This is a genomic window from Ornithinibacillus californiensis, assembly GCF_001038485.1.
GTDB lineage: Bacteria > Bacillota > Bacilli > Bacillales > Amphibacillaceae > Ornithinibacillus > Ornithinibacillus californiensis.
The window spans coordinates 30,177-49,997 of sequence record NZ_LDUE01000018.1 but is presented as its reverse complement, the minus strand read 5'-3'; the positions used below and the strand labels follow the sequence as shown (position 1 = coordinate 49,997).

Sequence of the window (19,821 nt, the reverse complement as noted above, 5' to 3'; positions counted from 1 at the left end):
TTTTCTTCATTCATAGTAATCAATGCCTGAAAGTATAAAGAATAATAACTAATGATCTAAGTTATCTTTCTCCTCAAAGTAGTTATCGACTTTTTCATCAGGGAATTTTGCCCAATTAATAGGTGGGTTCAAAATCTGTTGCAGTTTCCTAACTGCTTCATTTAACTCATCCTTTTGATAATCGGATAGATAGTCAAAGTAGTTTCTAGTTCTCAAAACTTCCTCAATACTATCAAATAATTCCATAGTATAATAATGCATAAATGTATGGCTGCTAATATTGTAGATTGCTTTTAGAGAATATTTATTAACAACATTTTCTATTTTATTAACACTTTTAGAATGTAAGAAAATGATTTCATCAATACAATCTTTTATCTTTTCATCAGTTATATTATCAAAAGCAGCTAACTTTGTAGTTTTTTTTACGGCATCAATTGAATTTCTTGTAATCTCTCTATTTATATATTTATCAGCTAAATAATGTTTTATCTGTTCATTAACTTTTAGGTTATGTATATCTGTAAAAGCATGTCTTCCTACACCAGCCATTTCTCCTCTCCTGAGCCAATCTGGATCAACGCTGGATCCTTTAATGTATTTAGTAATGGTATTCTCTGTAACATTACATAGACTTGCTATAAGCCTGGGATGATATTTCTCATTTTCTAATAATCGATTAATCATTCTTTCCAATTGGTAAGCAGTTCTTCTTTTTGTATGGAATTCTTTCCTTAATCTCTTAATTATTCTTTCTTCCTCGGTGGATTTAACCTCAACAAAGCAATTTACTGATGTAATGCCTATGTACTCCAGGGCGTAATACCTACGATATCCATCAACTAATACATACTGATTATTCCCCTCTTCTTCAACTAATAATGCATATTGTAAACCATTTCTTTTTATATCTAATATGAAATCTAGGTCTTTATCGGTATTTCGATAATCTGTTTCCAGTCTTATATCAGATAGCTTTATTTTCTTCAGTTGATAATTCATGAGGAACCACCCATTTCATTTTTACTAATGGGTATGCAATGGATAATTTGTCCTATTACATAGTTTCTTTTAGGTGCATGAAATAAGTTGACTCATTTATCTTGTGTTTTCATCAATTTAGGGTCAATTCCTTCTTAAGGGCAGGAATTCACTCAATTCTTGTCGAATAGTCTTATTGAAAGTAGGCGGAAAAGCATGGAAAATATTATGAATGATACGTTGAACGTATTTGACGCAAAGTCAGTATTTTTAGTTTGATTTATATCTGTAGGTTTGACTACAGTAGAATAAATTTATTAATAAATTTATTCTTACAACCAATTGTAAATTACCTTTTAATCAAGCAGGAAAAGGTATCTAGTAAGAGATGAAAAATATATAGTGAGGTTTTGTTATGTGGAAAGATGAGTACGTAAGACTAATGTTTCCAGAAAATATAAAGGATATGGAAATGGAATCTGCTATGAAGCTTAAGTATGCAAATATTCCAACCCAACTTTACAAATACAGATCCGTCAGCAATTACTCATTGGAAAATCTAGTTAAAGATGAAATTTGGTTTAGTCCAGCAAATAGTTTAAATGATCCATATGATTGTGCTTTAACAATTAGCCAAAATGATTTCATTGAAAAACGCATCAAACTAGCAACCATTCGAAATATTCCAGACATTATTAAAAATCATAACTTAGAGGAAATACCAAATGATAAACTGACAGAGTTGGAAAAAGGGGACTTTGTTGATGTTATGAAGTTTGTCATTAGTCTTGATAAGCAACTGGAAGGAAAGAATAATGAAATTTCTAAATATGCAGAAGCGATTAAAAAAACTATTGATGAATTTAACGATGAACATTTAGCGCGAATATTAGAACGTTCTCAAGGTGGAACATTTATAAGCTGTTTCAGTGAAGTGAATAATTCGATTCTAATGTGGAGTCACTATGCAAATAGTCACACTGGTTTTTGTGTAGAATATAATTTCAAAAAAGAAGGTATTGATCCAATATTAACAAGGTCTTTGCAACCAGTGGTTTATAGTAAAGAAATGTTTGATTTGTCTAATTATCTGCAGGAGGCTTCGATGAATAAAAAGAACTTTAATAACTTAATTATAACATATGCTGCCATCATAAAATCCCTTGAATGGTCTTATGAAAAAGAATGGAGAATAGTATTTCCAATAGGGAGTGGGGCTGGTTTTAATCGAAATTTTTTTCAACCAGGAGCTATTTACCTAGGAACTAAAATGATTGAACGCTATAAAAAGATAATTATAGAGATAGCTGAAAAGAAGGATATACCCGTTTATCAAATGGAAATGAAGAATAACCAGTTTAAGTTGATAGCTAAAAGAATAATTTAGAGAAGGACAATAGCGGATACGGGTCTAGCATCATCATCATTAAGAGAGTGGAGAAGCCGAGGTTACTATTAGTCTTTCTAAAGAAACAACAATATGAATTTCCTATAAAGTCATTAAGAGCGATATTAAAATTCATATAAGTTTAAAAGGGTAGTAGACACCGGTTTAATTTTTAAAAAATCATGAAAGTAGGTGAGAGATTTGGATAAGTGCTTTGACTGTGGTAACAAGGAAGTAAAAGTTAGTTTGCAACTTCAAGGGAAATCTATAAATCTATGTAACGAATGTTTCAATAATAGGATGTCAGATGATCTTGGAGTAACTCTGGAGCAGCCAGTAGAGACATTTTCACTTAAGGATAATCAGGGTATTAGCCGTACTTTTCATGTGGAAATACATCTATTCCCGAATGGAATATACTTAGAGGCTGTCGAAAACATAGAATATGGCTACAAATTTGCTGTGCATGGTGAATTAGATGCTGACCAGCAGGAACTACTCTCCAAGTTGGTAGAAAAAACACGAAAAGGAATAACAAAGCAACATGTAGAAACAGAGTTCTTTCCTAGTGGACAGGAATACCAAACCATTACGGGTAACCAACTCAAAGGAATATTTGAATATAATGAAGAATCCAGTGACTCTCCGCTTGTAATTATAGATGGAAAGCCATTTACTTGGACTGAAGTAGGTAAGATGGTTACTTCGTTTGAAGGATTTCAGTTTAAGTTAGAGATGTTTGATATGACGGAGGATGTGGAGTAGGTTTAGCTGTGGGAAATTATATTGTGGTTGCTTGAAAAGATTGAATTGCTGGTATAGGATGAACCTAGTGAATTACTCATTTTGGGCGGCGGTTTGAAGAAGGAGAAGACATTTTAGGAGGGAGAACATCTTGACTAATTAAATAGAATGGGAAAAAATATACGACTTTTGGAAGATGATAGCTTCTAGCACTGCACCGGAACTACTACAACCTGTTCCGATTACGCATATTAAGTTTAAATATAATGATACAGAGCATAGCATTTATGGTTACGATTGGGTGCGTATAGATGAGTATGGAAGCCGTGTTAACATTGTTACTAATGATTCATTCAATTTTCTACATTTTGGGGAATCGTTGAATAAAGGGACCTTACAGACTTTAAAGTATTTAGTTAAAGCCAATGATAACCAAGAGTTAATAGCAGCAATTTGGTTACATAGCTTTATTAGAGATATATTAGAAGAATTGCCAGAGAATCTTCGTGGAAATAGCTATCGCCTATTAAGTGAAATAAATAATGCAGTTTCTAAAAAGTTAAGAGATAGCAACATGACCTGGCATCATTCCATGCGTAGATTGCAACCAGAATCCTATTTTAACTTTGTCTTTGATGATCTTACACTAAAGGGATATGAGTCTATCGTTGAATTGGCTATCATTCATGCAAAGTTAATTAATAGTAATTATATTGGTGTTTTATATGATTCATATAGGGATGATAAAGAGTAGTTATGGTAATTTGCATGCATTAGGTTTATCCTTTTTTTATTGAGTCTGCATTGTCTTACATCTAAGAAAATATTAATAATAGGAACAGCTGTTAACTGATCCTTACTGTGTATGGTTAGCTGCGAGAAGTGCAGTGGCTCTATATAGGCGAATGAAATAACCCATCTTCCTATAACTAGCCGGTTACAGAGTGGGTTATTTCTTTTGATTAAAAAAAGAAATAACTGCTGCAACTACTGCTACAAAAAACACCAAGGTGCTGATCATGATGCTTAGAACCTCGTAGTCTGACATAGCGACACCTCCCTTTTCACTGGAGTAGTCACTACCCACCCTGCATATGTGACTATACTAACAATATTTTATTATATCCCACTAAGGATAGTTTAGTAGAGTTAATATTCTTCAATAACCACGGGGCTTCGGACTCGTAGTATGCGGAAAGTTCTTTTTCATAACTAGCCCATTTTCAAAAAGTATCACCAGTTGGGCTGATCTATTTCATAGGTTGAAGTCTTTTTCTATGATGTGCGGAACGGACAAGTCCGTAACATGTAGTAAGAACTTAATATATCCAAGATGATATTTAAGAATTAATATGCTAAGATATATGAAAGCGGTTGACATATAAAAAATATCTAGTAATTATAGGGTGATACATATGAAAGTGAAATTAGAAGATGTGGCTAAATTAGCCGGTGTTTCCCCAACGACAGTCTCACGTGTACTAAATAATAGGGGATATATTAGTGATAAAACTAGAAAAAAGGTAGAAGATGCTGTAGAGGAGTTAAATTATTATCCAAATGATATTGCTCGCTCTCTCTTTAAAAAAAGAACTAATTTTATAGGGTTAATTGTACCAACAATAAATAATCCTTTTTTTAGTGAGCTATCATTCTATATTGAAAAAATAAGTTCCAATCTCGGGTTTAAAGTAATTCTATGTAATAGTCTAGGAGAATTTGAAAAGGAAAAATCATATGCAACGATGTTAATTAGACATCAAGTTGATGGGATTATTGTTTGTTCCTACAATAGGGGTATTGAAGCTTATGATAACCCAAGACTTCCGATTGTTGCAATAGATCATTACTTATCCCCTACAATTCCGGTGGTAGGTTCCGATAACTATCAGGGAGGATATTTGGCCGTAAAACATTTAATAGATCAAGGATGCAAAAAAATAATTCATATAAATGGGCCAGGTGATTTAGAAACTCCAACTCAGAATAGAAGAAAGGCATATGAAGAAATAGTTGATAATCCAATTACGTATGAGCTTAATAATCTATTTAATGAGGAAGAAACAGCTAAAACAATACGAAAAATATTTAGAGATCATCCAGATGTAGATGGGATATTTGCTAGTGATGATATAACTGCAGCTGTCTGTTTAAATGTTGCTGATGAGTTGAATATTAGTATCCCCAATGACTTAAAAGTAGTAGGTTATGATGGTACCGATACAGTTTTAAGCTTACTTCCACATTTAACAACTATTCAACAACCTATCGAAGAAATAGCTAACACAGCAGTTTTGATACTTAACAAACTTATTAATGACTTTGAGATTGAGAGAAATACGGAGAGTGTTCTAGCGGTACAGTTAGTTAAAAATAGTACAACTTAGCCTTAGTAACTCAAAAAGTAGTAGTTTGATAAGTGATCCCTTTGAAGGTATTGTCAGCTCAAAAATTAAGACCACTCATTTATGGGTGGTTTTAATTTTCTCATTAAGCATATGCAAGTTCATTATGAAAAAAATGTCACAATTTGTTTTTTATTTTTTTACAAATATAGGTCAAGCGGTTGACACAAAAAATGAAAGCGTTTAATATAGAAAATATATCAAGCGGTTGACATATGGAAATTAATGTACTCTATCAGCTGTTTGGAATATAGAAAAAGTATTTTTACAGTATTTAACTTAGCTTGAGGATTGTAGGGGGAGGTTTATCAAGTATGGAAGAGCCCATAAATAAGAAAATAAAATCTATGAAAAAAAGCAAGATTAAAGATAGAACAGAACAAAGCTTTTTACAATATTTTAAAAGTAATTACACGTTATATTTGTTTTTAGCACCTGCAGTTATAGTTGTTTTTATTTTTAATTACATACCTATGTATGGGGCGCTAATTGCATTTAAAGATTTTAGTGCTATGAAAGGGATATTAGGGAGTGATTGGGTAGGTTTAGAACACTTTAAGGAATTTCTAACATCTCCAAACTTCTTGAACATTTTCTTAAATACGATTAAATTAAGTTTCTTAGAATTAATAATCGGCTTTCCAATCCCTATTATATTAGCTTTAATGCTTAACCAGATTAGGAGAGCAATGGTAAAGAAAAATATTCAACTAGTACTTTATGCACCAAACTTTATCTCGGTAGTAATTGTTGCGGGGATGATTTTTATCCTATTATCACCAACGGGTCCGATTAATACCATTTTCTCTATGTTTACTAATAGTCCCGTCCCGTTTATGACAGACCCAGACATGTTTAGACCTATTTATATCTTTTCTGGTATATGGCAAACAGCTGGATGGGCATCCATAATTTACGTTGCAGCACTTGCAAATGTGGATCCACAATTACATGAAGCCGCAACATTAGATGGTGCGTCACTCTTTCAAAGAATGATTCATATTGATTTGCCAACATTGAAGCCAGTGATTGCTGTGTTGTTAATCCTTTCTGTTGGGGGTATCATGGCTATTGGATTTGAAAAGGCCTATCTATTACAAACTGATTTAAACTTACCAGCTTCAGAGATTTTACCAACTTATGTGTATAAGAGAGGTTTACAATTAGGTGATTATTCCTACTCTACAGCGGTTGGGTTGTTCAATTCAATCATTAATGTTGTACTACTAATATTTGCCAATAATGTTGTTAAAAAACTATCTAAAGGTGAAAGCCTATATTAAAAGGGAGGGAATAATAGGATGCATAATTATTCAAGAAAAGATAGAGCGATACTTTTTTTCAATAAGATTTTACTAGTATTTATTGCGTTAATTATAATATTCCCTTTATTGTATGTGCTTTTGGGATCATTTTTAGATCCAAGTGTTCTGTTAAGTAAAGGAATATCCTTTAATCCTTCTGATTGGACGCTTGAAGGTTATAGAAGAGTGTTTCAAGATGATTTAATCGTTAGGAGCTTTTTAAACTCTATCCTTTATGCAGTGGGCTTTACACTAATAACCATCGTTTTTACTGTTCTTGCTGCATATCCACTGTCGGTAGAAGGTTTTAAAGGAAAAAACTTTTTTATGATATTTTTCTTAGTAACTATGTTCTTTAATGGGGGATTAATACCAACCTATTTATTAATAAAAGATTTAGGTTTAATCAATTCAATATGGGCAATTATTCTACCAGGTTCCGTTGCGGTTTGGAACATTATATTGGTAAGGACATTTTTTAAGGGACTTCCAAAGGAATTAAAAGAGGCAGCAAAAATGGACGGTGCTTCAGAACTTCAAATATTTCTGAAAATCGTCTTGCCATTAGCTAAACCTGTTATTTTTGTAATTGCACTATACGCCTTTGTAGGTCAATGGAATTCATATTTTAATGCAATGATCTACTTAGAAGACCAAGATCTTTATCCATTACAACTTGTATTAAGATCCATTCTTATTCAAAATGAAGTTCAACCTGGCATGATCAATGATATGCAGGCTGCAGCAGAGTTAAGTAAAATCGCGGAAAAAATAAAATATGCATCCATTGTAGTTTCTAGCTTGCCTTTACTTATAATGTATCCATTCTTCCAAAAATACTTTGAAAAGGGAGTAATGGTTGGATCATTGAAATAATAGTTCGATGAAATTAATTAAGGAGGTGGTGACTAGTATATTGTTATTCATCTAGTAAAATGGTCCTTAGATTTCAATCTAATTTATCAATGATGAGTATAAAAACAGGGAGGTTTATTATGAAAGGCATAACTAAGATATTATCAATTTTATTAATAAGCGGAATTATTTTAGCAGGTTGCAGTGGTGATAAAGATAGTGCATCTTCACCTAATTATGAATTAGAGAATGTAGAGTTTCCATTAGAAGAGGAAGTAACACTTAAATTTATGACGCAGAGTTCTCCTTTAGCGCCTACTGACCCTAACGAAAAGCTCATATATCAAAGACTTGAGGAAAAAACAGGAGTTCATATTGATTGGAAAAATTATACGCATGATGCTTTTACTGAAAAGAGAAACTTAGCACTAGCAAGTGGGGAATTACCAGATGCAATTTTAGATGCTGGTTTTAGTAATTATGATTTACTAAATTATGCGGAAGATGGAACAATTGTCCCAGTAGAAGATCTTATTGACGAACATATGCCTAATCTTAAAAAGGTGCTAGATGCTAGACCTGAATATAGAGATTGGATTACTGCACCTGATGGGCATATTTATAGTTTTCCTTGGATTGAGGAATTAGGAAATGGAACGGAGCGTATTCAAGTAGTTGGTGGTTTACCATGGATTAACGTTAAATGGTTAGATGAATTGGGATTAGATATGCCAACTAATTATGAAGAGTTAAAAGAAGTATTAATAGCCTTTAAAACACAAGATCCAAATGGTAATGGTGAACAAGATGAAATACCAATGGGTACCATTATTAATGGTTGGGATCAAGATCCAGCAATTATATTAGGTTCCATTGGATTAGGGGATAACGGGGATCATACTGTTGTTTCAGAAGATGGTGAAGTAATATTTACTGCTATGCAGGAAGGGTATAAAGACCAGATTAATTACTTGAACGAGCTATATGAACTTGGTCTAATAGATCAAGAAGCATTTGAACAAGATTGGAACACATTTATTTCTAAAGGTGATCGATACGGGTTATATTTCACATGGGATAAAGCGAATGTCACTGGTATGAGTGATGACTATCAAGTGTTACCTACATTAGAAGGTCCAACAGGTGAAAGAATTATAGTGCAACAAAATGGCGGTGTAGGTTTTGACCGTGGAAGAATGGTTATTACTAGCTCCAATAAAAATTTAGAGCTAACAGCCAAGTGGATTGATCAACTATATGATCCACATCATTCTGTCCAAAATAACTGGGGTACTTATGGTGACACAGAACAACAAAATATCTTTGAATTAGATGAAGCAACAGGTATGTTAAAGCATCTTCCATTAGAAGGCTCAGCGCCTGTTGAATTAAGAGAAAAAACAAATATTGCTGGTCCACTTGCTATTCTTGATGAATATTATGGAACGGTTACTACTAAACCAGACGATGCTGCATGGAGACTAGATTTATTAAAAGAGTATATTGTTCCATACATTAAGAATGAAAATTATTATCCACATGTTTATTATTCATTAGAAGAAATAGAAGAGCTTACAACTATTGAAACAGATCTAATAGAGTATACAAATAGAAAACGTGCTGAATGGATAATGAATGGAACAGTAGACGAAGAATGGGATGAATATTTACAAGAACTTGAAAGACTAAACATCGACAGCTGGCTTCAACTTAAACAAGAGGCTTATGACAGAACAGTGAACTAACAGGAGGTAAAAATTGAAAATTAATAGCGTTGAGAAATATAGACCAGCATTACATTTTTCCCCTAAAAGTAATTGGATGAATGACCCAAATGGGCTGGTATATTTCAAAGGTGAATATCATTTATTTTATCAACATAATCCTAATGATAGTGTTTGGGGCCCCATGCATTGGGGACATGCTGTAAGTAAAGATTTAATTACATGGAATGAGTTGGATATTGCTTTATTTCCAGATGAGCTCGGTACAATATTTTCAGGGAGTGCTGTAATTGATTGGAATAATACATCTGGTCTTTTTCCAGAAGGTGATCCAGGAATTGTAGCGATATTCACACACCACCTAGACCGTGGTCAAGAATTGCCCCCAGTACAGACACAAAGCTTGGCATTTAGTACGGATCAAGGAAGAACCTGGAAGAAGTATGATGGAAATCCCGTTCTCAAACATCAAACAAAAATTGACTTTAGAGATCCAAAAGTCTTTTGGCACGAACAGACTAATAAGTGGATCATGTCTTTGGCTACAGGTCAAAGCATCTCCTTTTACTCTTCTCCTAACTTAATTGATTGGAATTTTGAAAGCGAGTTTGGCGAGGATATCGGTTCACATGTAGGAGTTTGGGAATGTCCTGACTTATTTGAATTAACGATTGAAAATTCTAATGATAAAAAGTGGGTTCTATTCGTCAGTGTTGGTGATAACGGAAAAACCGAACATGGCTCAAGAACACAATACTTTATTGGTTCCTTTGATGGTTCAAGTTTTAAACCAGATAATACGGAAACAAAATGGTTAGATTTTGGTAAGGATAACTATGCAGGTGTTAGCTTCTCTGATATACCTATGGAAGATGGTAGGAGAATTTATCTCTCATGGATGACTAATTGGAGATATGCTAATCAGGTGCCAACTGATGGTTGGAGAGGGCAGATGAGTTTACCAAGGGAGCTTACGCTTCGTAAGGTAAATGAGGATTTGCTAGTTGTTCAAAAGCCTGTAAGGGAACTAACTTCATATTTCCAAATTAGAGAAGAAATAAGTGACCTTCCTATTAAGAGCGAACATCGTTTTGAGCTTAATGAATCCTATGCAGATGTAGAGCTTACTATTGATAATACAGATGCCAAAAGCTACGGTCTGAAAATATATCATACAGAAGACCAATATTCTATAATTAGTATAGATACAGTTACAAGCACATTAACTTTAGATAGAAGTAATTCAGGTGAGATTGATTTTTCTGATATGTTCTCTTTACCACAGAGTTTAACGTTAAATGGAACGGAGAAAATTAATCTACGGATTATTATGGACTCATCATCGTTAGAAGTTCTTGTGAATGATGGAGAACTTTCACTGACTAGTCTAGTATATCCTGATAAAACATGTGAAAGTATTTCACTTTTTACTACTAATGGTCAAGTTAACGTGATACAGGGGAAAATAAAAGTTCCTTCTGTGTAATAATTATTATCTATAAGACTATTTAATTAATTCATTAGACTAGAGGGAGTGTTTGAAATAACAACCCTCTAGTTATTTTTATATAAGGTGAAGGTGATTTTGATGAATGATGTAACTGCACTAGGAGAGATTCTAATCGATTTTACTCCTATAGGTAAAAATGAACAAGGTAATCCTGTTTTTGAGGCTAACCCTGGAGGGGCACCGGGAAATGTTCTTGTTGCACTGTCTAATTTGGGCATGCGAACCAATTTTATTGGGTGTATAGGTAGAGATAGTTTCGGCGATATCTTATTATCTACATTGAAGTCCAAAAATGTGCAAACTGAGGGTATTGTTTATTCAGAGGTTAATACGACATTGGCGTTTGTGCATATTGACGATCATGGTGAAAGATCATTCAGCTTTTACAGAAATCCAGGTGCTGACATGATGCTAGCAAAGGAAGATATTAACTTTGATATTATCGCTAATTCACGAATCTTTCATGTGGGATCTTTATCCATGACTGATGAACCGTCACGTACTGCAACAATAGAAGCACTAGAATATGCAAAACTTCAAAAAGTGAAGGTTTCTTTTGATGTAAATTTACGACCACCTTTATGGGGTAACCTAGAAAATGCAAAACAGGAAATTCTCACCGTCATGAAATATGCGGACATTGTAAAAGTATCTGAAGAAGAGTTAGAGTTTTTAACTGGGACAGATGATATAAAAACTGGAGCAAAAGAATTATATGAAACATATAATCTATTTTTACTTTTTGTTACATCAGGATCGGAAGGAAGTTACGTATTTCATAATGGCGAGCTTTCTTTTTGTCAGAGTTATAAAGTAAAAGCTGTTGATACAACAGGATGTGGTGATGCATTTTTTGCGGGCGTTTTACATTACTTGTTGGTCAATAATCTATTAAACAGGGAAATAGCTAAAGAAAGCTTATTAGAAGTTTTGCAATTTGGTAATGCGATGGGAGCGTATGTTGCTGAGCGTAGAGGAGGTATTCCATCGATGCCTGCTTTACATCAGATTGAGGACTTTTTAATTGAATCTATTGAGAGAGATTAGGAAAGATTATTTATAACTACTGTTGGATCACATGTTCTTAAGAAGCAGATGCCAGTAGTTAGGACTGACAACGATTATTGCTATTGTCGCACTTGTCATTAATAGAAGAAGTAATCCACCTCTGTTAGAGCAAAGTGTGGGGGATTACTTCTTCTCAGGACTTCAACCATTGATAGTTAGCTGTTATTTATACGAGGTGTGTTACTTAGGCAGGGTGTTGGTTGCACTCTGTCTGGGACAGAGGGACAGGTTCCTTGTCCCAAGCAATAGCTGGGCTGGGACAGTGAACCTGTCCCCTTGTCCCGGAACCTTTTCATACCAGCCTTTATTTGATAGAGACAGGTGACAGTAGAGATCTCCCAGAGGGACAGAGGGACAGTAACTGTGACTGCCGACTTACAAGTGGCTAAAATTCGCGGATGAAAATAGTAAAATTTCACCAATCTATGCAATTAAGAGCACACCATAATACTCGTTATTTTACAAATATTTTCAGTAAATATTACCCATTTCAAAATATTCGCAATTATATTACAATATGACATGAAGAAAAAACAATAAGTCCTCCTTTTATAAAAATTAACTAGATTTCATATGGGTAACCGCTAGAATTCTTATAATGAGCGTCCAATTATTGAAAATTACAAGATGAATCCTATGATATAACTATTCTCTAATTAAAACTACAACCCATATAAAATAAATTAAATTACTCGGATAGGTGGGTGGTAGACAAAAATTCTATGAAGCATTATTTGTTCGGAGCATTAGAAACGAATTAGGAGGAGATTAGATTGTTAAAGTGGAAACGTTTTTTGACAGTATTAAGTGTTGTTGGTTTAGTAGCAGTGATGCTTTTAGCCCCGTACTCGATTAATACGAAAAATGTAATGGCGCAGGTTGATTCACCTAACTCCGGAAAGAGTGTTATGTTTTTTGCTAACGATGAAGCGAGCACAGCTTTTCAAAACTTGCTTGCCAATAAGGATGAAGCTTTAGTTCCGATTCAACAAACCTTAAAAAATGGAAATTTAAATGTTTCAACGTTGGCACTAACGGAAGCAAAGCAAATAAGTAATCTAGAAAAAGTTGATGGTCTAGCTTTCCCGATTAATGAAGTAAGAAGTAATGACTCGTTACAAAAGTCGTTACAGCAAATGTTAAAGAATGGGGAAAAGATTTATCTGTACGGAGAAAATGTAACGTTTAATGAATATAAAACCCTATTAGGATTATCTGATGTTACGGTAGATGTTCTAGGGGATAGCGGGGAATCCATGCAGTTTTCTTTTTTAGAGGACAGTGTGAATAATGAAAAGGGTAAATTAAAGGAAAATCCACATAGTCTGGCAGAAAAAAATGAAGATGCTAAACAAGTAATTGGCTATTCATTAGATAATACTGCTGTAAATAAAGTTTTTTCGGCAACAATCAATAGTGAGGGACCAAATGGCAATTTAAAATTACGGTTAGAGGATTACCTTCAAGTGATACTAGATGACCAGATAAGAACTGCAGAAATCGAAGAATCCTATCAATCTGATAAAAATGCTTCGATGGGCTTGTTTCAAGAAAACGCAGCTTTAGCTGGATTAACGTTGAGAAAGGATTCTTATGATCATATAGCCTATGCCAAGTATAACTATACGACGTTTGGAAAGGTCTATACGGATTGGAAGTTATATCAACAAACCAGTGAATCTGTATCTGGATACGATTATTTTGTCGTAAAAGAATATATGCAACCGTATACTTATAATGGTTCATTTATTGAAGATGTAAAGGTAGATCATGATATTCCATATGATAGTGATGAAATTGGAGAATGGGGACCTAGTGATTCAGGCGGACCAACATATAGTGTCAGCTTATCCTGGCCATTTAGCATTAGCTATAGTTTCTCCATGTCATCTGGTCCAAATGTAAATGAAATCGGAAGCCAATATTATGATTATGCAAGATGGACCATGTCTACCTATAGCAGTGGAGAACGATTCATTCCATCAACAGGTTGGAAATCATCTGGAACTTACGCGAGTATGGATATCAGAGATTATGTCTATTTCCATGTTCCAGGATCACAAGGAAGTACAACTAGAGCCTACCAAAAGATTGATGTGAATTATGATTATTAATAGATTTTCATGGGTAAAATTAAAATAATTATACTTAGATTCATAGGTTTTAGATAACAAGCAAGAATTTGTTATCTTGATAAAAGAGGGGTGAGTACGTATGAATGACAAAACTTATCAATACATTAAATTAGCTAGCTTTATAGTAGCAGCGCTATCCTTAGCATTTATTGCTAATCAGATAGCAGATATTGCTAATGCTTTACAAGTAATAGCAGATTTAATGTAACGCGATTAAGGTTAGCTAAAGTGAATATGAATGGATGAAAAAGACTATTTACAACTTAAGTTTTACACCCCGAATTGAAGGAACCAGGGGGCAGTTGACTGTGAAATGTTTCACAGAGGGACTGTCCCCTCTCCTAGTCTCCTAATAATGTATTGTCCCCATACCTTCTAGAATGATTTTGGCATCATTATTAAATTAGGGAAATACAAGAAATGGATCCGCCCTTTATGGTGGATCTATTTTTTATTATTCGGTGATTTCTTGGACGATATTGCTACTAATCTAACTTAGTAGTTTTTGTTTTCCATAATATAGGCCAATAGAACGTTCCCCTTCAACACTGAAATAAACTCCTGAGTTGCTTTTGTCTGAAATGGTGAATTGGTAATGATAGAGAATTGTCTAATATATGGAACATCCTGGATATTTATTATTTTTATTGTTCCGTATTTGAGTTCTTTCTGAACGGTTAACTGACTTAGTAGGCTAATTCCTAATCCAGCAGCAACAGCTTCTTTAACAGCTTGAGTGCTTCCAAAAGAGATCATATTATTTGGGTTAATACGTAGTTGTTTAAATATATTATCAGCGGCCTCACGTGTGCCAGATCCTTTTTCTCTTAATATCCAAGTCTCCTTTTCCAATTCTTCCTTGGTTGGAACACTTCCTTTTACAGTCAATTGATGACTGGTTGAGGTGATTAATACCATTAAGTCTTCAGCAAATTCTTGTATCTCTAATTGTTTTTCACCTTTCAATGGCCCTTCAATAATACCTACATCCAATTGATGGGATCGGACTAATTCTGCAATTTTTACTGTATTTCCAATTGTGACAGTCGGTTTTATTTCCGGGTACTGTTTCTTCATTTTTGCGATAAGATGTGGCAATACATATTCTCCAAAGGTATAACTTGCACCGATGGATAATGGTCCTTTCACATGGTTGGTTAAATCATCTAATAAACTCTCCATTTTAGTATACAGACCGACAATTTCCTTTGCATGATGATAGACAATTTCGCCTGCCTTCGTAGCACGAACATATTTATTTGTTCTATCAAAGAGTCTTACCCCTAAATTTTCTTCAAAAGTACGGATATATTGGCTGACCGCAGGTTGTGTCATATGTAGTTCTTCTGCTGCGCGTGTGAAATTTTCGTTTTCTATTACAGCAATAAAAACTTGTAATTGTTGATCCATCCCTAGCCCTCCTCGATAACACAATTATAACATTTCACTTATGGTAATATTCATATATATTTATTTTCCTTATACTTGAAAGATTACTATAGTAAAAGATGGAGGTGTTGAAATGGCATCAGAGAGATTAAACATACAATCCAAAATGGAAAGATTACCACAAGGAACTGTATGGAGTATGGGAGTGGGCTTTACCTTCTTAATTGCTTCAATTGGCTATATATTAGCATTAGTGCCTGGATTTAGCCATATTGGGCAATTAGCATGTGCAATACTTATTGCCATTTTGTATCGGCAATTCTTCGGGTATCCGGAAACCTTGAGAAATGGAATTAACTTTTCATCCAAACGATTACTACGTGCAGCAATTATTTTATATGGATTAAAATTGAATATGGTAGCTGTTCTTCAAGATGGTATATGGCTCTTGTTACGTGATACTGGTGTTATCATTTTTGCTATTTTGACTACAATCGGACTTGCTAAACTATTTAAGGTAGATAAAAAAATATCTTTATTACTAGGAGTTGGAACCGGGGTTTGTGGAGCAGCAGCTATAGCAGCGGTTGCCCCAATCGTCAAATCCAAAGATGAGGATACAGCAATAAGCGTTGGTATTATCGCATTAATCGGAACTATCTTTTCGATAATTTATATTATTATTCGCCCTTGGATCCCGCTAGACGCTCTTCAATATGGTGTCTGGTCAGGAACTAGCCTTCATGAGGTAGCTCATGTAGCACTAGCTGCTGCTCCAGCAGGAGATGACGCATTGGCAGTTGGTATTTTGGCGAAATTAGGGCGTGTTTTCTTGCTTATCCCACTGTGCTTTATTCTGATTGGAATCATGCGATACAGAAGTAAAGAAACTGCAACTTCAAAAATAGATTTTCCTTGGTTCTTAGTTGGTTTTATAATTTGTAGCCTACTTGGAAGTTATGTGCTAGGGCACACCATTCCTGTTTCTGAAAACATCATGGAAGGGGTATTTACATTTACTACGTGGTTGTTAACTGCTGCTATGGTGGGACTTGGATTAAATGTTAGTTTAAAAGATGTTCGTACCAAAGCACTACGACCTTTAACGGCAATGGTGTTAACTTCAGTTGCATTATCGATTATTGTTTTCTTTATTGTGTGATGGGGTTTTATGTAGAGGGATTAAGGATCTTTGGAAATCATCCTAAGAATGTAAGTGATGTGATTGTTGCTAATAGGTTGTCTGATGAGTTGAGAGATGTTAAGGATAAGGTTTATACTCGAGATGTATTTAGTAGAGATTGATATAATATCCCACTAGGCTGTGTGCTTAGTGGGATATTTTGTTGTTTTACAAGGGAGTGTTTTTCCATTAATGAATACTGTCTCTCCTATTCATTTGCGAAAGAGGGTCTGTCAAATAAAGTATGTAAGTCTGGATTACACACTTAGATAAATTATAGAACCCCATTCTTTTAACGGTCATCCATCAATAGCTGGTTATACCGGAAATTTATGAATCGATTATTATTTAAGTAGTGCATCAGTACAGATTTTTCAAAAAATAATTTAAATTGTATTGACTAATGAAAACCCTTACATTATTATATGAACTATAACGAAAACGTTTTCGTAAAACGTTTTCCCTATGAAGGGTGATCACTTGAGTAAGTATACGATTAAAGATCTCGCTCGTGAAACTGGTTATTCGATTACAACTATTTCTCGTGCATTAAATAATAAAAAAGAAGGGGTGTCGGAGGAAACTAGGGAAAGGATTTTGGAAGTAGCGAGGCAAAAGAATTATCAGCCTAATTCTTTTGCTAGAGGCTTGATTACGAAGAAGTCCAATTTGCTTGGGTTAATTGTTCCAAACATCTTAAACCCTTTCTTTCCAGAGATTTGCAGGGGGGCAGAGGATGAGGCGGCTCAGAATGGATATAGTTTAATTATTTGTAATTCCGATGATCAATCGGATAAAGAAGAAAAGTATATTCGGTTACTGAAGGAACAACAAGTTGATGGTGTCCTACTAGCAAGTATGAACAAGTTGACTAGTAGAAGTGAGGAGTTCTTATCCGCATCCAACATTCCCTATATTTTGATGGACCGAGGAAGTGAGGATTCCAATTCGTCAAGAGTGTTGCTAGACGACTTTCAAGGTGGTTATTTAGCTGGAAAACATCTCATTGAGATGGGGCATCATCAAATTGCCTGTATGACAGGGCCACCAGATGTGATGAATTCTACTAAACGTTTAAAAGGTTTTTTACAGGCAATGGATGAGCATGATATTTCTGTTCCGGAATATTACATATTAAATGGAAACTATCATTTAGAAGATGCATACGTCCAAGCGAAGGAATTCTTCCAAAAGAACAAGGCTACTGCTATTTTTGCAGCAAATGATTTAATGGCTTGTGGAATCTATCAAGCTATTTTTGAATTAGGGATGTCCATTCCAAATGATCTTTCCGTAGTAGGATTTGATGATATTCCATTCGCACAGGTGCTGCATCCAAAACTGACTACTATTAGGCAGAATACCTATCAAATGGGCCAAGATAGTGTCCGATTGTTAATTAAAAAAATAAATAAAGAACCAGTAGAATCGTTGCTATACGAGCCAACGTTAGTCATAAGGGAAAGTACGATTCCATTAGTGAGGAGTGAACAGAAATGAGAATACCAGTAATTATTGATTGTGATCCAGGCATTGATGATGTGATGGCGCTTTTGTTTGCCTTTGTCAGGACAGAACTAGATATTTTATTAATTACAACTGAAGCAGGAAACCAAACACAAGCGAAGACTACGTACAATGCGAGAAGCTTTCTTAGCTATATGAATCAGGAAATTGAAGTTGCTCGTGGCTTAGAGCAGCCACTCTTTCAGGAGTTAGAAGTGGCTGAAGACGTTCATGGTGAGTCAGGGTTGGGGGATGTTATTTTTCCTGAACCGGATTTTGAAGAGAGTAGTCGATCAGCAATTCAAGCGTTATATGAGAGGATTACGAAAAGTCCGGAACCGGTTGTTCTAATTGCCACAGGGCCATTGACAAATATCGGTGCACTCTTTTTAGCACATCCAGAGGTGAAAGCTAAGATTCGGTACATATCCTTTATGGGTGGAGCTGCTGTAGGGGGCAATATGACACCGACAGCAGAGTTTAATGTATATGTTGACCCGCATGCAGCCGATATTGTATTCCGCTCTGGTGTACCTATTGTAATGAGTGGTTTGGATGTCACGCATAAAGCCTTTTTAGATGAGAGTGATCTAAAGGAAATTGAGGAAATTGGAACAGAGCTTTCTGATCGATTAGTAGAGTTAATGAAATTTTACAGAAGAGCAGCTAAACAAACAGCTTTTCATGAAGAAGGCTTTGCTACTAATATACGGTTACACGACCTATGTGCAGTTGCCTATGTCGTAGAACCAAATCTATTTCAAGGAGATGATTGCTATGTAGCGATTGAAACAGAAGGGAAGCTCACAAAGGGAACAACCGTAGTAGATTACACACAGTCGTTACCGTATCCAAAAAATGTCCATGTACTTCATACGGTAAAACGCAAGGAGTTTGTTGATAGGTTTATAGAGGCAATTCAAAAAGCAGAGCAATTAATTAAAGGAGGAAAAAGAGATGTTTAAAAAGATTAAGGAAGATTTTAGTTTGTTAGCCATTTTACTTATTCCTATTGGTATCGCAGTAAACTTTGTTGGATTTCAGGTAGCTCAGATACTGAGACTTCCAATTTTCTTAGATACGATTGGGACGATTCTGATTGGTGTTATTGCTGGACCTTGGGTAGCTTTAATAGGTGCACTTATCACAAATTCTATTACGGCAATTTTTAACCCAGTATATTTCCCATATGTTGTAACTTCCATGGCAATTGGTGTAGCGGCTGGTCTCCTATCGAAATATGGAATGTTCCGCAATATTTATAAAACAATATTCTCAGGTCTTGTTATTACATTAATTGCTGTTGTTGTATCTGCACCGATCACCGTTCTTTTCTTCGGTGGAGCAACTGGTAACACTTCCTCTGCAATTACTGCAGCGTTCTTAGCTATGGGTCAAAATATTTGGGGAGCTGTATTTTCTTCTACTATTATTACTGAGATTGCAGACAAAGTTATCTCTACATTATTAGTATATTTTGTTGTGAAGAGTATATCTGATCGTTATCTATCTAAAATGAAATACGGTCATTTATATATGAAAAAAAGCAAGAATAATAGCAACAAAAAGGCTTCTTAATTGACATTTCCCCACCTTCAGCACGAGCGTACGGATATATATACGGTGGGGA

At 34.7% G+C, this 19,821-nt stretch carries 17 protein-coding genes; 15 read left to right on the top strand and 2 right to left on the bottom strand.

Annotation, left to right across the window (positions count from 1 at the left end; all coding sequences use genetic code 11):
• Positions 1-48: 48 nt before the first annotated feature.
• Entirely contained in the window at positions 49-1,002 is a 954-nt protein-coding gene (locus TE34_RS04060; RefSeq protein ID WP_047983548.1) for a ParB/RepB/Spo0J family partition protein, read from the bottom strand.
• 394 nt (positions 1,003-1,396) lie between these two features.
• Between TE34_RS04060 and TE34_RS04055 the strand changes: the two genes are divergently transcribed.
• The 11 genes from TE34_RS04055 (at position 1,397) to TE34_RS21585 (ending at position 14,321) form a co-directional block, all read left to right on the top strand.
• Positions 1,397-2,368, top strand: a complete 972-nt coding sequence (locus tag TE34_RS04055; protein ID WP_047983547.1) for a DUF2971 domain-containing protein — start codon at positions 1,397-1,399, stop codon at positions 2,366-2,368.
• A 201-nt stretch (positions 2,369-2,569) separates the two neighbouring features.
• Complete coding sequence (locus tag TE34_RS04050; protein WP_047983546.1) at positions 2,570-3,133, top strand: DUF7686 domain-containing protein; 564 nt, start codon at positions 2,570-2,572, stop codon at positions 3,131-3,133.
• A 175-nt stretch (positions 3,134-3,308) separates the two neighbouring features.
• Positions 3,309-3,866 carry a hypothetical protein gene (locus TE34_RS04045; protein ID WP_047983545.1) on the top strand — a complete coding sequence of 186 codons (558 nt, stop codon included), beginning with the start codon at positions 3,309-3,311 and terminating at the stop codon, positions 3,864-3,866.
• A gap of 661 nt (positions 3,867-4,527) precedes the next feature.
• Positions 4,528-5,499 carry a LacI family DNA-binding transcriptional regulator gene (locus TE34_RS04040; protein ID WP_047983544.1) on the top strand — a complete coding sequence of 324 codons (972 nt, stop codon included), beginning with the start codon at positions 4,528-4,530 and terminating at the stop codon, positions 5,497-5,499.
• Positions 5,500-5,864: 365 nt separating this feature from the next.
• The gene (locus tag TE34_RS04035) at positions 5,865-6,800 is read left to right on the top strand and encodes an ABC transporter permease (RefSeq protein ID WP_407944350.1); all 936 of its coding nucleotides are present in this window, start codon (positions 5,865-5,867) and stop codon (positions 6,798-6,800) included.
• An 18-nt stretch (positions 6,801-6,818) separates the two neighbouring features.
• Complete coding sequence (locus TE34_RS04030) at positions 6,819-7,697, top strand: carbohydrate ABC transporter permease (protein WP_047983542.1); 879 nt, start codon at positions 6,819-6,821, stop codon at positions 7,695-7,697.
• A gap of 119 nt (positions 7,698-7,816) precedes the next feature.
• The gene (locus tag TE34_RS04025) at positions 7,817-9,421 is read left to right on the top strand and encodes an extracellular solute-binding protein (RefSeq protein ID WP_047983541.1); all 1,605 of its coding nucleotides are present in this window, start codon (positions 7,817-7,819) and stop codon (positions 9,419-9,421) included.
• Positions 9,422-9,434: 13 nt separating this feature from the next.
• Positions 9,435-10,886 carry a glycoside hydrolase family 32 protein gene (locus TE34_RS04020; RefSeq protein WP_053074962.1) on the top strand — a complete coding sequence of 484 codons (1,452 nt, stop codon included), beginning with the start codon at positions 9,435-9,437 and terminating at the stop codon, positions 10,884-10,886.
• A 102-nt stretch (positions 10,887-10,988) separates the two neighbouring features.
• Positions 10,989-11,957 carry a carbohydrate kinase family protein gene (locus tag TE34_RS04015; protein ID WP_047983540.1) on the top strand — a complete coding sequence of 323 codons (969 nt, stop codon included), beginning with the start codon at positions 10,989-10,991 and terminating at the stop codon, positions 11,955-11,957.
• Positions 11,958-12,751: 794 nt separating this feature from the next.
• Positions 12,752-14,092 carry a hypothetical protein gene (locus tag TE34_RS04010; protein WP_047983539.1) on the top strand — a complete coding sequence of 447 codons (1,341 nt, stop codon included), beginning with the start codon at positions 12,752-12,754 and terminating at the stop codon, positions 14,090-14,092.
• 100 nt (positions 14,093-14,192) lie between these two features.
• Positions 14,193-14,321, top strand: coding sequence for a hypothetical protein (locus tag TE34_RS21585; RefSeq protein WP_269083146.1), 129 nt, complete (start codon positions 14,193-14,195; stop codon positions 14,319-14,321).
• A 287-nt stretch (positions 14,322-14,608) separates the two neighbouring features.
• On the opposite strand, the gene TE34_RS04005 is transcribed toward TE34_RS21585, so the two are convergent.
• Complete coding sequence (locus TE34_RS04005; RefSeq protein ID WP_047983538.1) at positions 14,609-15,523, bottom strand: LysR family transcriptional regulator; 915 nt, start codon at positions 15,521-15,523, stop codon at positions 14,609-14,611.
• Between the two features lie 112 nt (positions 15,524-15,635).
• Here TE34_RS04005 and TE34_RS04000 point away from each other — a divergent pair, with 112 nt between their 5' ends.
• The 4 genes from TE34_RS04000 to TE34_RS03985 all read left to right on the top strand — a co-directional run bounded on the left by TE34_RS04000 (position 15,636) and on the right by TE34_RS03985 (position 19,769).
• Positions 15,636-16,664, top strand: coding sequence for a YeiH family protein (locus tag TE34_RS04000; protein ID WP_047983537.1), 1,029 nt, complete (start codon positions 15,636-15,638; stop codon positions 16,662-16,664).
• Between the two features lie 501 nt (positions 16,665-17,165).
• Positions 17,166-18,185: a LacI family DNA-binding transcriptional regulator gene (locus TE34_RS03995; RefSeq protein ID WP_053074961.1), complete on the top strand. Its 1,020-nt coding sequence runs from the start codon at positions 17,166-17,168 to the stop codon at positions 18,183-18,185.
• Positions 18,182-19,156: a nucleoside hydrolase gene (locus tag TE34_RS03990; RefSeq protein WP_047983535.1), complete on the top strand. Its 975-nt coding sequence runs from the start codon at positions 18,182-18,184 to the stop codon at positions 19,154-19,156. The genes TE34_RS03995 and TE34_RS03990 overlap by 4 nt, the downstream gene beginning before the upstream one ends.
• Positions 19,149-19,769 carry an ECF transporter S component gene (locus tag TE34_RS03985; protein WP_047983534.1) on the top strand — a complete coding sequence of 207 codons (621 nt, stop codon included), beginning with the start codon at positions 19,149-19,151 and terminating at the stop codon, positions 19,767-19,769. Before TE34_RS03990 ends, TE34_RS03985 begins: the two co-directional genes overlap by 8 nt.
• Positions 19,770-19,821: the final 52 nt, after the last annotated feature.

Coding starts and splice junctions, on each gene's coding strand:
- TE34_RS21585 (WP_269083146.1), top strand. CDS start 14,193: ATGAATGACAAAACTTATCAATACATTAAATTAGCTAGCTTTATAGTA.
- TE34_RS04040 (WP_047983544.1), top strand. CDS start 4,528: ATGAAAGTGAAATTAGAAGATGTGGCTAAATTAGCCGGTGTTTCCCCA.
- TE34_RS04035 (WP_407944350.1), top strand. CDS start 5,865: ATGAAAAAAAGCAAGATTAAAGATAGAACAGAACAAAGCTTTTTACAA.
- TE34_RS04030 (WP_047983542.1), top strand. CDS start 6,819: ATGCATAATTATTCAAGAAAAGATAGAGCGATACTTTTTTTCAATAAG.
- TE34_RS03985 (WP_047983534.1), top strand. CDS start 19,149: ATGTTTAAAAAGATTAAGGAAGATTTTAGTTTGTTAGCCATTTTACTT.
- TE34_RS03990 (WP_047983535.1), top strand. CDS start 18,182: ATGAGAATACCAGTAATTATTGATTGTGATCCAGGCATTGATGATGTG.
- TE34_RS04015 (WP_047983540.1), top strand. CDS start 10,989: ATGAATGATGTAACTGCACTAGGAGAGATTCTAATCGATTTTACTCCT.
- TE34_RS04055 (WP_047983547.1), top strand. CDS start 1,397: ATGTGGAAAGATGAGTACGTAAGACTAATGTTTCCAGAAAATATAAAG.
- TE34_RS04060 (WP_047983548.1), bottom strand. CDS start 1,002: ATGAATTATCAACTGAAGAAAATAAAGCTATCTGATATAAGACTGGAA.
- TE34_RS04025 (WP_047983541.1), top strand. CDS start 7,817: ATGAAAGGCATAACTAAGATATTATCAATTTTATTAATAAGCGGAATT.
- TE34_RS04045 (WP_047983545.1), top strand. CDS start 3,309: ATGATAGCTTCTAGCACTGCACCGGAACTACTACAACCTGTTCCGATT.
- TE34_RS04005 (WP_047983538.1), bottom strand. CDS start 15,523: ATGGATCAACAATTACAAGTTTTTATTGCTGTAATAGAAAACGAAAAT.
- TE34_RS04000 (WP_047983537.1), top strand. CDS start 15,636: ATGGCATCAGAGAGATTAAACATACAATCCAAAATGGAAAGATTACCA.